The organism is Terrimonas sp. (assembly GCF_003075435.1).
GTDB lineage: Bacteria > Bacteroidota > Bacteroidia > Chitinophagales > Chitinophagaceae > Agriterribacter.
This window is the reverse complement of sequence record NZ_QCZJ01000011.1, coordinates 147881-163766: the sequence shown is the minus strand read 5'-3', so window position 1 is coordinate 163766 and position 15886 is coordinate 147881. Positions and strand designations below refer to the sequence as shown.

The 15886-nt window shown below is 39.2% G+C and carries 14 protein-coding genes; 10 read left to right on the top strand and 4 right to left on the bottom strand.

The features are described from left to right. The first annotated feature begins 198 nt into the window (after window positions 1-198). Window positions 199-2874, top strand: a complete 2676-nt coding sequence (locus tag DC498_RS13775) for a valine--tRNA ligase (protein ID WP_116874740.1) — start codon at window positions 199-201, stop codon at window positions 2872-2874. A 151-nt stretch (window positions 2875-3025) separates the two neighbouring features. On the opposite strand, the gene DC498_RS13770 is transcribed toward DC498_RS13775, so the two are convergent. From DC498_RS13770 to DC498_RS13755, 4 genes are all read right to left on the bottom strand, one after another. Then, entirely contained in the window at window positions 3026-4345 is a 1320-nt protein-coding gene (locus tag DC498_RS13770; RefSeq protein ID WP_116874739.1) for an ammonium transporter, read from the bottom strand. Window positions 4346-4456: 111 nt separating this feature from the next. Continuing rightward, window positions 4457-5521: a porin gene (locus DC498_RS13765; RefSeq protein WP_116874738.1), complete on the bottom strand. Its 1065-nt coding sequence runs from the start codon at window positions 5519-5521 to the stop codon at window positions 4457-4459. Between the two features lie 121 nt (window positions 5522-5642). After that, window positions 5643-7028, bottom strand: a complete 1386-nt coding sequence (locus DC498_RS13760) for an ammonium transporter (RefSeq protein ID WP_116874737.1) — start codon at window positions 7026-7028, stop codon at window positions 5643-5645. 385 nt (window positions 7029-7413) lie between these two features. After that, window positions 7414-8337 (bottom strand): hypothetical protein, encoded by a 924-nt coding sequence (locus DC498_RS13755; protein WP_116874736.1) that lies wholly within the window; start codon window positions 8335-8337, stop codon window positions 7414-7416. Window positions 8338-8720: 383 nt separating this feature from the next. Here DC498_RS13755 and DC498_RS13750 point away from each other — a divergent pair, with 383 nt between their 5' ends. From DC498_RS13750 to DC498_RS13710, 9 genes are all read left to right on the top strand, one after another. Continuing rightward, entirely contained in the window at window positions 8721-9011 is a 291-nt protein-coding gene (locus DC498_RS13750) for an isoamylase early set domain-containing protein (RefSeq protein ID WP_116874735.1), read from the top strand. Between the two features lie 237 nt (window positions 9012-9248). Then, a complete protein-coding gene (locus DC498_RS13745) occupies window positions 9249-10856 on the top strand; it encodes an OmpA family protein (RefSeq protein WP_133176852.1) in 1608 nt (535 codons plus the stop codon). A gap of 171 nt (window positions 10857-11027) precedes the next feature. Beyond that, window positions 11028-11432 (top strand): GxxExxY protein, encoded by a 405-nt coding sequence (locus DC498_RS13740; RefSeq protein ID WP_116874733.1) that lies wholly within the window; start codon window positions 11028-11030, stop codon window positions 11430-11432. 132 nt (window positions 11433-11564) lie between these two features. Beyond that, window positions 11565-12395 carry an ABC transporter ATP-binding protein gene (locus DC498_RS13735; protein WP_116874732.1) on the top strand — a complete coding sequence of 277 codons (831 nt, stop codon included), beginning with the start codon at window positions 11565-11567 and terminating at the stop codon, window positions 12393-12395. A 13-nt stretch (window positions 12396-12408) separates the two neighbouring features. After that, window positions 12409-13191 (top strand): hypothetical protein, encoded by a 783-nt coding sequence (locus DC498_RS13730; protein WP_116874731.1) that lies wholly within the window; start codon window positions 12409-12411, stop codon window positions 13189-13191. A 27-nt stretch (window positions 13192-13218) separates the two neighbouring features. Next, on the top strand, window positions 13219-13590 hold the full coding sequence (locus DC498_RS13725) for a GntR family transcriptional regulator (protein ID WP_116874730.1): 372 nt from the start codon (window positions 13219-13221) through the stop codon (window positions 13588-13590). Window positions 13591-13605: 15 nt separating this feature from the next. Further along, the gene (locus DC498_RS13720) at window positions 13606-14280 is read left to right on the top strand and encodes a GIN domain-containing protein (RefSeq protein WP_116874729.1); all 675 of its coding nucleotides are present in this window, start codon (window positions 13606-13608) and stop codon (window positions 14278-14280) included. Between the two features lie 23 nt (window positions 14281-14303). Next, window positions 14304-14504, top strand: a complete 201-nt coding sequence (locus DC498_RS13715; protein ID WP_116874728.1) for a hypothetical protein — start codon at window positions 14304-14306, stop codon at window positions 14502-14504. Window positions 14505-14597: 93 nt separating this feature from the next. Continuing rightward, window positions 14598-15860 (top strand): replication-associated recombination protein A, encoded by a 1263-nt coding sequence (locus DC498_RS13710; protein WP_116874727.1) that lies wholly within the window; start codon window positions 14598-14600, stop codon window positions 15858-15860. Window positions 15861-15886 lie beyond the last annotated feature (26 nt).

The following is a 15886-nucleotide window of genomic DNA, read 5'->3' as shown; positions in this document are numbered from 1 at the left end:
AAGCTTTTTACATCATTACATGTAGGTGAGAGTGCAAAAATCGCTACAATAGTTATTCTCGCTTATACGGCGATTGTTGTTATCACTTACCTCTCCTGGTAAAAAATTATTTATTATTTGGACGGAGACACTTTTTCGCTACATGCGGGAAAGTGTTTTTTTGTTTTATACGTACTTTTGCTGCCCGAATAAATATTTATGGAGTTAAGCAAAAATTATATTCCCGCATCTGCAGAAGATAAATGGAACCAACGCTGGAAAGAAAAGCAATATTTTAAAAGCACACCGGATGAGAGAAAACCTTTTACCGTTGTAATACCACCGCCAAACGTAACCGGGGTATTGCATATGGGGCATACACTTAATGAAACCGTGCAGGATATACTGGTGCGCAGAGCCCGCATGAGCGGGTACAATGCCTGCTGGGTGCCCGGCAGCGATCATGCTTCCATTGCTACAGAGGCAAAAGTAGTAGGCATGCTTAAGGAAAAGGGGGTTGATAAAAACACCCTGACAAGAGAAGCCTTTTTAAAATACGCTTTTGAGTGGAAAGAAAAATATGGCGGCATTATCTATCACCAAATAGAGAAGTTAGGTTGCAGTGTTGACTGGAGCAGGGTTACCTTTACGATGGACCCCGATTACTATAAGGCGGTAATGAAAGTGTTTGTGGATTTGTATGATAAAGGATTGATTTACCGTGGTGCAAGAATGATCAACTGGGACCCATCCGCAAAAACAGCTTTGAGTGATGAGGAAGTTGAGTATAGGGATATACAGGGAAAATTATATCATATAAGATATGAGCTTAAGGATGCCCGGGGCAATGCCATCAGCAATCCTCAAACCGGTGAAAAAGGAATTGTAATAGCAACACAACGCCCGGAAACCATTATGGGCGATACGGCTATCTGCGTTAACCCGGATGATGAGCGCTATGCACACCTGAAAAATGCTTTTGCTTATGTGCCTTTAATAAATCGTAAAATACCCATCATCTTTGATGCATATGTTGACCCGGCATTTGGAACAGGTGCATTGAAAGTTACCCCGGCGCACGACATCAACGACTATAATCTTGGCTTAAAACACAACCTCGAAGTAGTTGACACGCTTAATGAAGATGGAACACTTAGTGAAGCGGCACAGATATATATTGGCGAAGACAGGTTTACCGCAAGAAAAAAGATCATTACAGAACTTACAGAAAAAGGAGCTATTGTAAAAGAAGAAGAGTATACTACAAGACTCGGCTACAGCCAGCGTACAGGCGTTGTGGTAGAGCCCCGCATTTCAACGCAATGGTTCCTTAAAATGAAGGAGCTGGCTGCGCCTGCGTTAAAAGCTGTGGTAGAAGGCGATATTAAAATACATCCCGGAGATAAATTTTTGGCTACTTACAAATACTGGCTGGAAAATGTGAAAGACTGGTGTATCAGCCGCCAGCTTTGGTGGGGGCAGCAGATACCGGCATGGTATGATGATAAGGGAAATATAATTGTTGCGGAGAATAAAGATGCTGCATTTGAAAAATGGCAATCTTTACAGGGAACAACCACTGGCAATATTGATGAACTGAAACAGGATGAAGATGTGCTGGATACCTGGTTCTCTTCGTGGTTATGGCCAATGGAAGTATTTAAAGGCATATCCAACCCCGGAAATAAGGATATCAATTATTACTATCCAACGTCAGTATTGGTAACTGGTCAGGATATTATTTTCTTCTGGGTGGCGCGTATGGTAATGGCCGGCATGGAATACAATAAAGAAAAACCTCCGGCTGAAGCTATACCATTTAAAGATGTGTACTTCACCGGAATGGTGAGAGATAAGCTGGGCAGGAAGATGAGCAAAAGCCTGGGTAACTCTCCCGACCTCTTACAGCTTATTGAAGCATATGGCGCTGATGCGGTTCGCTTTGGTATAATGATATCTTCACCTGCAGGCAATGATCTGTTGTTTGACACGGCTTCGCTCGAACAGGGAAAATTCTTCAACAATAAATTATGGAATGCGCTGAAGCTCGTAAAATCATTACAGCAGCGCATAGCCGATACCAAATCAGAAGAAGACAGCTTTGCAGTTGAATGGTTTGAAAGCCGCTTAAACGAAGCAAAAACCATTGTTGAGAAACTGATCAGTGAATTCAGACTGAGTGAGGCGCTAAAAACGATCTATTCTCTTATCTGGGATGATTTCTGTAGCTGGTATCTTGAGTGGATCAAGCCTGAGCAGGATCAGCCGCTGGCGCAATCTGTTTACAACAAAACAGTTGAATTCTTTACAGAACTGTTGCAGTTGCTTCATCCGTTTATGCCTTTTATTACCGAAGAGTTGTATCATTTGCTTGATGAAGAAAGAACTGATGATATATGTGTTAAGCAATATACTGCAGCGGGAGAAATCAACCCATCTTATATAGCTGAAGGCGAACTGTTAAAACAAACCATTACTGCTTTGCGTGATGCTAAAGTAAAAAACCAGCTTAAACCGCGTGATGAGATACGCGTATACATACAAACCAATATTCCGGAAACATACCAGCGCATTATACCAATATTAAGCAGGCAGGTAAAAGCTTCTGCAGTACATGTTACCAACGAAGCCATACAGGATTGTATAAACATCGTGGTAGGAAAAGACAGGTTCTATGTTCAGTCTGACATTGTTGTTGACAGCAGTGCCCAGAAAGAACAATTGCAGAAAGATCTTGAATATCAAAAAGGATTTTTGAATTCGGTAGAAAAGAAATTAAGCAATGAACGTTTTGTGCAAAACGCAAAACCTGAAGTGGTTGAAATGGAAAGGAAGAAGAAAGCTGATGCCGAAGCGAAAATTAAAGCGATTGAAGAGAGCTTGATGCATTTATGAGAGGAGGTATAAGATGGAAGGTGTAGGGCCTTATACCCTACACCTTACGCCTTATGCCCCCTTAAAACGAAAGCCCTCCATAGAAATGGAAGGCTTTAACGATTGCTTGCCCTATGAAAATCTTAATACAATATTTTTACGGGCTGTATAATTATAATTTCTCGTCGTGTTGCGTTATATCCAAGCCAATTTCTTCTTCTGCGGCAGTCACTCTTATAGGATGGATAATATCTGTGATCTTGAACACCACAAAACCCATCACAAAAGAAAATACTACTACAATAATGCAGCCTAATACCTGGTGCATAAAAAATTCGGTACCACCATAAAACAATCCGTCAGTACCACCAGGATTAATGGCTTTGCTTGAAAATATACCTGTGCATATCATGCCAACTATACCGCCAACACCGTGGCAGGGAAATACATCCAGTGTATCATCAATGGTAGTCTTGCCTTTCCAGTAAATGGTAAGATTAGAAATAATTGCAGCTATAAAGCCTATAAAGCAGCTCTGTGGCAAGCCAACAAAACCGGCAGCCGGCGTAATTGCTACGAGGCCAACCACAGCTCCGATACAAAAGCCAAGTGCAGATGGCTTTCTGCCACGCATAGCATCAAAAAATATCCACGACAATCCTGCTGCTGCGGAAGCAGTATTGGTATTGGCAAACGCATCAACCGCAAGGCTGTTTGCACCAAGTGCAGAGCCGGCATTAAAACCAAACCAACCAAACCACAGTAAACCTGTTCCTAATAAAACATAAGGTATTCTTGCAGGTTTTACATGTTCTTTATTAATGTGTGCCTGTCTTCTTTTTAAAACAATAGCGCCGGCTAATGCCGCACAGCCGGCAGAAATATGCACTACAGTGCCACCTGCAAAATCAAGCACACCCATTTTAAATAATAAGCCATCAGGGTGCCATGTCCAGTGCGCAATAGGAGCATAAATTAAAAGACTGAACAGTATCATAAACAACACATATGAAGTGAACTTGATACGCTCAGCGGTTGCGCCCACTACCAACGCAGGGGTAATGATCGCAAACTTCATTTGGAATAATGCAAAAAGCAAAATAGGAATTGTTGGTGCAAGACTCCACGGCGCATGCCCGTTTAATCCTTTCATAAAAAGGAATTCTGAAGGGTTGCCGACAAAACCTCCGATAGAAGTACCGAAAGCGAGACCAAAGCCTACCACCAGCCATAATATACTGATAAGGCCTGTGGCAATAAAACTTTGCATCATGGTAGCAATCACATTTTTTTTGCCAACCATTCCACCATAGAAGAATGCAAGACCGGGAGTCATTAATAATACGAGGGCAGCTGATATAGTTACCCATGAAATATCAGCGAAGTTGTACACTTCTGAGCCATCAAAGTCTGCAACCAGGGGAACAAAAATTCCGATCACAGAAAATAAAGCGAGTAAAAGAAAGGGGGCAGTACTGCTGAACTTATTCATACATATTTTTTTAGGGGGTTACTTTTTTATTCCTCCTCAGTGTTCATTTGTTTTCATGCAGCATTTCTTATTTTCAGGGGATCAGGGTTGAAATGATAAGTACTAACTGATTTAGAAATATACAATAGCTGCTAATAGAAATGTTCCTGTACTTTTTGAACCAGCGCCGTCATTTTTTGTAAACACCGGATCTTTTGCACTGTCCAGCCTGAATTCAGGAATAATAAGAATGTTTTCATGAGGTTTAATATTTAATGACAAAGTAGTCTGAAAAACACTTGTATTGACTACATCCGTTACCATCTTTTTATCATCAAAATATTCCCCCCTGAGCGTAAGCCCGAATTTATCAGTAGGATCAACGTTAACATATAATGCCGACCCCCACCATGAAGCAGCATCGCCGCCATCGGGTTTGTATGATTTAACTGTTCCGTCGTAACCAAGACTGAATTTATCGGATATTTTACCTGTCATGGTTAATGCAACCTGGTTACCGGTTCCATTATCAAGATCTTTTCCGCCTACATAGTTCAGAAAAGCGCTGAACTTATCGAACGTTGCGCTGAACTGGGCAAGAAAATTCTTTTTGGCAAAACTGGCAGACAAATAATCATTTGGATTTGCAACACCAACCATTAAACCAAAATTGTCTCCCAAACCGAAATCAGCTTTTATACCAGTATGAGAAAAAGGTCCGAAAGAGAACATATAGCTCATACTATAATTCCTGTTTAACTGGGGATCTAATACCTCATAACCAACATGAGTACCCCATTTGCCCATAGTGAATTTTATTTTGTCGGTAGGAGAATAGCTTACATAAGCCTGCTTGATAGCCTGTAGTATTCCATCATCTTCAGCGTAAGAAAATTCCCTTGCCCTGCTGCCAAAGCCAAGATCAACAGTTGCAGCAATTTTACCGTAAGTATAATCTGCTTTAATGGAAGCCATTCCTAATTCAAAAGAGTTTTGTGAATTGGTGAAGCTGGTATAATTATTAATAGCTTCATGATCTTTTGCATTAGCGAAATTGTACCTGTAATACGCATCAACAAAACCAGAGAATTTTAATTCTCCTTTTGCCGGCTCTGTTGCCGCTGCAGCAGGATCCTGGGAAAACGCATTGGAAAAGGATGCCACGAGAATGGCCAGTGTCAGAAATTTTCTTAACATTGCAGTTGATTTTAAGTGTTATGAAAGGGTATTGTTTTAAAACCTGGTCAGAGGTTTACTTTAAAACAATACCTTTTCGTTTTATAAAGCCTGGTTTAATTTAATTGTGAGTGCTTCTCCATTATTCAGTAACCTGTTCTTCGCGCATTACGCCATTACTATGTACCAGTAAGGTTCCCTGCATATACTTTTCATTATGCTGGGTTGCATCAAGACCAAGTTCCTCCTCTTCAGCGCTGACACGCAAAGGCAATATGAAATTGATAAACTTGAATATCACAAAAGACACGGCGAAACTGTATACCACAGAAATGAGCATTGCTTTTAATTGTGTAAAGAAGAAAGCCGAATTGCCATAAAACCATCCGTCGTTGCCACCGGCATTTACAGCTTTTGTTGCAAAAACACCTGTGAGCAGCATGCCTACCATACCGCCAAGCCCGTGGCAGGGGAATACATCAAGTGTATCATCCAAAGTAGATTTTTGTTTGTAATACACAGCTATGTTAGAAATGATTGCGGCAATAACTCCTATAAAAATACTTTGTGGAATAGCTACAAAACCAGCAGCAGGTGTAATGGCAACCAGGCCAACTACAGCGCCTATGCAAAAACCAACTACAGATGGCTTTTTGCCACGCAATACATCAAAAAACATCCAGCCTAACCCTGCAGCGGCAGCAGCAGTATTGGTAGTTGCAAAAGCAGAAACAGCTAAAGCGTTTGCTCCAAGCGCAGAACCTGCATTAAAACCAAACCAGCCAAACCACAGTAAGCCTGTACCAATCAGTACATACGGGATATTAGCCGGTGGAATTTCTTTGTGCTCGATATGCGCTTTCCTGCGTTTTAAAACCAATGCTCCTGCAAGTGCGGCACAACCAGCAGAAATATGTACAACAGTACCACCGGCAAAGTCGAGCGCCCCCATCTTATATAAGAATCCGTCAGGGTGCCAGCTCCAGTGTGCTAAAGGCGCATAAACGAGCAGGCTGAATAATGCAATAAAAAGGATGTATGAAGTAAAACGGATCCTTTCTGCAACAGCGCCAACCACAAGCCCGGGAGTAATTATTGCGAACATGAGCTGGAATACAGAAAATAATGTTTTAGGGATTGTTGGCGCCCCACCCCAGGGTTCTCCTGAGTTTACATCTTTAAAAAAGAGGTGAGTTGAGGGATTACCGATAAAACCACCGACATCTTCTCCAAAACAAAGGCTATAACCTACAAATATCCAAAGCACGCTGACTACCCCCGCGGCTACAACACTTTTCATCATTGTGGATATTACATTTTTACGATGTACCATACCACCATAAAAAAATGCAAGTCCCGGCGTCATTAAAAATACAAGGGCGGCTGCCACAATAACCCAGGCAATATCCGCGGTACTGTATCTGGAAGTGTCTTCAAAATCGGTTGCAGGTTTAATAAAAATAGCAGCAAGGGCTATTGCTGCTAAAATGAGAAAGGGTGCAATCTGCTTCAAAGTACGTTTAGCCATGTGAGTGATTTTAAATTAAATAAAATTGCTATTAGTAATTATTAAACAAATATATGTGATTATTTAATTAATTTAACAAAATTAAATCACATATTATTAACTTTAATTTAATTACAAAGTGAATTTTATAAATTTTATCTCAAATAAAACATGTTTCCTTAAAAAAAATACAAATTCATTTGTTTAAATTATAATCAATCAACAGGCTATTTTATGGAAAAGTATCAAAAAATAATACATACATATTTTAATAATATATTTATTTTATATTATTATTTATAATACTATTAATTAATTAATTTATTTTTATTTAATCCTGGTTTGAAACAAAAAGAGGCTGTCGCACGACAGCCTCTTTTTGTGAAAATTATTTTACTAAATATAGTTAATAGGGTAAAATAAAGCTTAAGCTATTGCCATTAGGCCCTGTATACACCACTTTATAAAAGAAATTATCAGGGCAGGTAACCGGGTTTCCTGAAGCATCTAACCCAAAGGTAACGATAGCAGATATGCCTGCAACATCATGCTTAACTGTGCCTGAAGTTAAACGGAATTCGCAATCCTGGCGCACCACTAACGGGGCGATGGTGGAAGTAGTAAAAGCCACGCCATAGCGGTTGGTGCCCCATTCCGCAATATTTTCAACGTTACCTTCTGTGTGATTACCTGAAACAGAAAGTACAATACCATTATCATAAGTAAAATCGCGCTGCTTTGCCACCTTCCAGGTACACTGGGCGCCATTATCAAAAGTAATTGACAAGCCATCGCTTGCAATGGTATGAATAATATGTTGCTGAGCTGAAAGCTTGACCAAAAGACCGCCGCTTACATTGGTATAAGTTTGCACACCATTAATGGTGATACTTTTCTGATCCCATAAGCGGGTTATTTTTAAATTGTTGTACGTAACAATAACTGCAGCACCGGCATTTTTCCATTGTGTACCTTTAGGAACAGAAACAGTTACAGAACCGGATCTTGACCTGCCGCCGTCACAATTAAAACCCGTATAGGTTATAGTTGCAATTTGCGGATCTGATTCGAGATTCCAGGTGATATAGCCACCACAAACACGAATAGTATCAAGTTCCATTTCTCTTAAACTGAAAGCAGCCATTGCCTCAAGCGCAGCACTTGCATCATCTGTTGCGGCATCTACTTCAGCGGAAAATACTGATTGATCATCGGAATGTGTTGAAATTTCTGTATTACCAGATTCAGCTGTTTTTTCTTTTTTACAGGAAATAATACCTGCAAACAGAAAAAGGGCTAATGAAAAAATTACAAGATTTTTTTGCTTCATAAAAAAAGTATGGATTAAGAATGATTTTGGGCATAGACCGGGCAAATTCAAACTGGTTTAAACCGGTTCAGAAATTTTGATTCCGGGTACTATCACCCTAATTTTCAGTAAAAACAAAACGTAGTAAAATAATTTTTATTTCGATAATGCTCATCCTTACAAATACATTAAATATAAAATAAATGTATATTAATTTAGGAAATTGAGGTATAGGATCATAAAAGCCGAAGCATTGCCCTTGTGGTAAAACCTGGGGATAAGAAATGCAGGCCAGGCCTGGGTTACTTTTAACGCTTAACAGTATTATTTAATAACTTTGCCTGCCCGGATTGCTTTGCTGTATTCATTTGTATTTTTAAACCAACCTCTAAAAGTTAGAAAAAATGGTACAGAAAACGTATTTCAAGACAAAGGATTATTGTAAAGTAAAATTCGCTTTCAAGCCTGAAAATGCTGAAACAGTTGAAATTCTTGGCTTAAACAGCGATTGGGAAAAATCGATAGTGATGAGCAGGAAAAAAGATGGCAGTTTTAGTGTTGATGTAACGCTTCCAAAAGATAGCAAGCACGAATTCAGGTATTTAGTTGATGAAAAAGTATGGCTTAACGAGCCTGAAGCTGATGGCGAAACTCCTAACCAGTATGGTAGCACAAACAGCTATATTACTTTATAATCTATAATATTTAAACAGGGAGCCTTTGCTCCCTGTTTCATTTTTCCCCTATAAAGAACAGGTATATAAACATTCCTGTTCCCGCATACAGTCTATTATCTCCCCTTATTTTATTATCCGGGTAATTTTACTCAACGCATTTATCATAAGCTAAAAACGCCGGTTACCATTATCAGAAAAAGCTGGCCGGCAATGTATCGTACGGGTATTTTGCGTTATATGTAAAATACCAATTCTGTGAAAAATTTACTATCGGCGCTTGTAGGAACCTTTTGCTTTATAAAGGGCATGGCGCAACCTTTGGCAGACACATCAGGAGGTTTAGTGGCACAAAAAGATAATATCATTACTTCTTCCACGGTCATCAAGATCGAAAACATGGGAACAAAGATCAATTCCAATCTTGCGGAATTGCGTCCAACCGTTTCTGCAGATGGGAACCTGTTGTTTTTTATCTGCGAAAATCACCCGGGCAATACAAAATACAGGTCTGTTCCTAATTCACAGGATATATGGTATGCAGTAAGGGATACCATGGGCAACTGGAGCGAAGCTATACATATGGATTACCCGTTTAACACCACACACTATAATGCTGTTTACTGGATATCGCCCGACAAAAACAGGATTTTGATAAGAGGCGCTTTTAATGAAGGCGCTTTTATCAGTAAAGGCGTAAGCATGAGCTATATTGATGAAGACGGAAACTGGACACCGCCCAACGCCCTGTTCATAAAGAATTATGAGAAATACGACCGGGGCCGGCAATCCGGTGCATCAATGGCGCAGGATGGCAAAACCTTATTGCTGTATATGACGCCGGAAAAGGCAAGCTCATATAATGATATCTATGTTTGCTTCCTGGAGCCTAACGGCAGTTGGACAGAACCGAAAAGCCTTGGAAAAAAAATAAACCTGCCGGATACGGATGAGATGACACCCTATCTCGCAGCCGATGGTGTTACACTGTACTTCAGCAGCGACAGGCCCGGTGGTTTAGGTGATAATGATATATGGATGACTAAACGCCTGGATAAAACATGGCAAAAATGGAGCGACCCTGTTAACCTGGGAAGCCCTGTAAACACTCCTGACTGGGACGCCTTTTTTACATTGGATGCCGGCGGTGAGTACGCTTATCTTACCACCAACCTTGACACTTATGGAGAGAGCGATATTGTAAGGGTAAAACTGATGGAGAAAGAAAAACCAGACCCTGTGGTTTTGGTTAGTGGTAATGTATATAACGCCAAAACAAAACAACCGCTTAGCGCTTCTTTAATTTATGAAACCTTACCTGATGGCGCAGCAGCAGGCAATGGTTTATCAAGCCCGATGGACGGATCATTCCAGATAGTGTTGCCTTACGATAAAAACTATCTCATAAGAGCAACAGCGGATAAATTTTTTGCCCAGTCTGAAAACCTTAACCTGGATTCACTTATTAAAGAAGGATATAAAGAAATTCATAAAGACCTTTACCTGGTGCCTATTGAGATTGGGCAGGTGGTAAGACTGAACAATGTATTCTTTGATTTTGACAAATGGGATTTACGACCTGAATCATTTATTGAATTAGACAGGGTTGTCGCATTGCTTAAGGAAAACCCGTCTATAGAAATTGAAATGAGTGCACACACCGACAGTAAAGGCTCTGATGATTACAATTTCAGGCTGAGTGACAACAGGGCTAAATCTGTGAGAGATTATATTATATCAAAGGGCATCACTGAAAGCCGCATTATCTCCAAAGGATATGGTGAAACCAAACCTGTGGCTACCAACGAAACCGATGATGGAAGACAGCTAAACCGAAGGGTTGAATTTACCATTCTCAAAAATTAATCATCTCTCTTTAGTGATATTAACCGGAAGCTTTGCAAAGGCAGGCTTTCGGTTTTGTATTTAAACATTAAGAAGTTAAGTTAAGAGATTCAACTTGATTTTCTTAATGCTTTAATGGTTTATTTTCTATTTTACAGATTCTTCTAATTGTTAACTATAAAAACACCAATTATGACAAAGAAACAAGTTACGGACTTATCTTACAGAATTACCGGATGCGCCATTAAAGTACACAGGGCATTAGGTCCAGGGCTACTGGAAAGTGTGTATTTAAAATGCTTAGAATTTGAATTGCGAAAAAATGGTTTTTCGGTTGAAAAGCAAATTGCTGTAACAATTGTTTATGATGAAATTATTTTAGATTCAGAATTAAGGCTGGACCTTTTAGTAGATGATTGTGTTGTAGTAGAATTAAAGGCACTAGAAAATACACTTCCTGTACATGAAGCACAGATCCCCACCTATATGAAGCTGCTCCAAAAGCCACAGGAATTATTAATAAATTTTTTCACCGATAATATAACCAAATCACTAAAACCATTTGTCAATGAATATTTCAAAACATTACCGGGTTAATAAACAATAACCAAACGATATCATCGGGCAAATCACAAATACATCAATTAAACCTTTAAAATAATTTGGAAACATCTAAATCAGTATTATATTTGCAGTGTACTAATACAATAGTACACTAAATCACTAAATATGATTTCGATAAAAAATCTCCATTTTTCGTATAAGCGAAAGAAAATATTTAACGGTTTAAACCTCGATTTGCAGGCTGGTTATATATATGGACTGCTTGGTAAAAATGGTACCGGTAAATCCACTTTGCTCCGGAATATATCCGGTCACCTTTTTCCTGATTCCGGCAGCATTACCGTTTCCGGCGAAACACCCCAAAAAAGAGAGCCTTCTTTTTTACAGGAGGTATTCATCGTAGCAGAAGAGTTTTTTCTTCCCAATATTACACCTGCACAGTTGGTAAAATACAACGCGGTATTTTATCCCAAATTCAATCATGAGCAATTCAGCCGTTACATGAATGAATTTGAAATTCCTGTTGATAACACTATACAACACATGAGCTACGGGCAAAAAAAGAAAGTGCTTATCAGCTTCGGGCTTGCCTGCAATACTTCCCTCCTGCTGATGGATGAGCCCACCAATGGTTTAGACATTATGAGCAAAAGCCAGTTCCGTAAAGTAATAGCAGGTGCGCTTGATGAAAAAAAATGCATTATCATCAGCACACACCAGGTAAAGGATCTTGAAAACCTGATAGACAGGATCACAATTATAGATGAAGGCAAAATTTTGTTTGACCAGACTATTGAGCAGATAACCCAAAAGCTGCAATTCAAAATATCATTCGACAAAGAAGAAATACAACAGGCTTTATACAATGAAGATTCATTAAAAGGTAATGCTATCATCTCTAAGAATGTAAACGGAGAAGATACAAGGCTTGATCTTGAAATGTTATACAAGGCTATTATAACCGACAGGACTAAAATTCAATCTGCTTTTAATTAATCAAGATATTATCATGCAAAACTCATTCAGCTTTTCACGACTTTGGCTGCTTATAAAAAAACAATGGTTTGATAATGCCAAGCTGTACACGCTGTCATTACTGGCTATGGCGGGATTATTAACCATCATTCTCACGTTCTGGGCATCTGTTAATGGCAGCGGGCGTTTTGATGAAGAAGATACCTACGGAATATTTATTACCTTATTCTTCGCGTCAGGGCTCATTTTTGCAAGCATTACGTTCAGCGCCTTAAGCGATAAGGCAAAAGGCATATACTGGTTAAGCATACCTGCAACGCCATTGGAAAAACTGCTATGCGGTTTCTTCTATTCTTTTATTGTATTCACCGCAGTGTATGTTGCCATTTTCTTTATTATTCAAAAAATAATTTTCTTTTTTATACTACTCGACCCAGGCAATGCAGTAAGATATGTTTCAACAAAAAATTTAAAAGAAGCAATACCAATAATATTATACTTCTTTATCGCATTGCAGGCACTTTTTATGCTGGGCTCTGTATACTTTGAGAGATTTGCATTTATAAAAACGCTGCTCGCCATTTTTACCATCGGGCTCATCTTTGTATTCTTTGCACAATTTCTGTCCAACACCGTTTTTCCTGCTCACATGGGCGTTAATGATTTCTCTTCATTTAAAGTATATGATGGAAATGAAGCAAAAGTATACAAGCTCCCTTCATGGATCAGGCAGGTAGCAGTACCTGCAATGAAATATATCTGGTGCCCCGTATTATTAACGGCTGCTTATTTCAGGATAAAAGAGAAAGAAATTTAAATCATCACTGATTCAAAATTTGTAAACATGCAATTTAAAGACAGTCAATCCATATATCTCCAGATCGCGGATCACATCTGCGAGAAGATACTGCTGAAAGAGTGGAAGCCAGAAGAAAGGATTTCATCCGTAAGAGAGCTGGCGGTGCAACTGGAGGTAAATCCCAATACCGTTATGCGCACATACGATTTTTTACAGCAGCAGGAAATCATATATAATCAAAGAGGTATCGGATATTTTGTTGCAGCAGATGCCTTTAAAAAAGCGCTTAGCTACCGCAAAGAAGATTTTCTTCAAAAAGATTTACCGGGAGTATTCAGAAATCTCTATTTATTGGGAATGAATACTGATGAATTAAAACCCCGTTTCGAAAAATTTGTACAGCAAAACTTTTCATAGTTAACATTTATTACAATGAAAACAAGTAACAAAATATTACTAGCATTATTTATACTCCCCTTTGTTTTAGCTACGCTTGTGGGTTTTACTTTTTATTCAGTGCAAAACAGTGGAAAATTTATTACCGAGGAACAATACAATAAAGAATCAAAGCTCACGAATATAGTGCCAGCCTTTACAGGCATTGATCTTCTAGGATATAAAGGCAATCATGTCACCATCAGCAAGTCAGACAGTTTTGCAGTGGTTACTGATGAGTGGAATAAAGGAAAAATTTCCTATGAAGTGAAAGATAATATACTCATACTAACATCTGCTTCAAAAGATGAATATATACCTGTAACTATTTTTTGTCCTTCAGTGTCATCAATTACAACTGATTCTGCCGGCGTTAATATTGGGGATGTTTTAAGAAACGCTACCATCAATGCGAAAGCAGAATCAGACATAACGCTTAACAGTAACGCAGACAGCCTGGCATTGAATATTGAAAGAAACGGAAACGTTAATCTCGGCGCAAATACCATCCGGGAGCTTCAGGTTAATCTTTCCAACGGCGCTCAGCTCGATGCAAGCGAAGCTATTGTTATGAGCTTTAGCAATGTTGCTCTTGCAGACAGTGCGACTGTAAAATTTGGTGGCAAAACGATGAAAGCATTTCTACAACAGGAATCTAAACCACAACAATAATCCCTCGTTATAAAACATTTATCATGAAAAAGAGAAAATCATCCATTCTTTTACTGACTGTAATAATACTATTAATTATTGCGCTGCACAATAAACTGCATTCAGGGGGGCAACCTTATGATGTTGAAGAAAACACGACAGATATACAAACAAAACATGATATTGACTATGAACAACATATTTTTCCTGCTGCTATCTATCGCCTGGTAGAAATTGCTTTATAAATCATAAAGTTTTGTTAGTGCCAGTGATTCCGAAAAAGTGAAATCCTTACACTTTCTTCTCCCCAATTCAACTTTCGCTTACTTTTGCCATTTATGGCAGCTCCTTTAGCGGAAAGATTGAGACCCACTTCTTTAGATGAACTTACCGGGCAACAGCATTTAACCGGCAAAGGGAGCGTGCTGCGCAAGGCAATTGAGCAAGGCAGGATTCCTTCCATGATTTTGTGGGGACCTCCGGGCGTTGGCAAAACAACCATTGCCAATATCATAGCGCATACATTGCATGTACCCTTTTATACATTAAGTGCCATCAGTGCAGGCGTAAAAGAAGTTAGAGAGGTTATTGAAAAAGCCAAACTACAGCCGGAAAGCATTTTATTTATTGATGAAATTCACCGTTTCAATAAGGGGCAACAGGATGCGTTGCTCGGTGCTGTTGAAAAAGGCACGATTACACTTATCGGTGCTACTACCGAAAATCCATCTTTTGAAGTTAATGCAGCATTATTAAGCCGGTGCCTGGTATATGTATTGAAGCCTTTGGGTGAACATGACATGAATGCACTGCTTCAACACGCTATAGCAGCAGATGTAGAGCTTGGCAAAAGGAACATTACACTAAAAGAAACAGCTGCTTTAATTAATATTTCCGGGGGAGATGCCAGGAAATTACTGAACCTGCTTGAAATTGTTGTGGAAGCTTTACCGGCAGATAAGGAAATTATTATTACAGATAATATGGTGATGGACATTGCTCAAAAAAGAATTGCGTTATATGATAAAAGCGGCGAGCAGCATTATGATATTATTTCTGCGTTCATAAAATCTATACGCGGCAGTGATCCTAACGGTGCAGTATACTGGCTGGCAAGAATGATAGAAGGTGGTGAAGATGTAAAGTTCATTGCACGCCGCCTTGTTATACTTGCAAGTGAAGATATTGGTAACGCTAATGCAAACGCGCTGTTATTGGCAAACGCTACTTTTGAAGCAGTAAATAAAATCGGTTATCCTGAAGCAAGAATTATTTTAGCGCAGTGTACCACCTATCTTGCGTCATCGCCCAAAAGCAATGCCTCGTATATGGCGATTGGCAATGCGCTTAGCGCTGTAAAGGAATATGGCGATCTGCCTGTACCGCTTCATTTAAGAAACGCACCAACCCGTTTAATGAAAAATCTTGATTACGGAAAAGACTACCAGTACTCACACGACTACGAGCATAATTTTTCGGTACAGGAATATCTTCCGGAAAAATTACAGGGAACAGCTTTTTATGAGCCGGGTAAAAATGCCAGGGAGGAGGAACTGAGGAAATGGCTCAAACTATTGTGGAAAGAAAAATATGGATATTAATAAGCACTCCTGCATTTATCTTATAT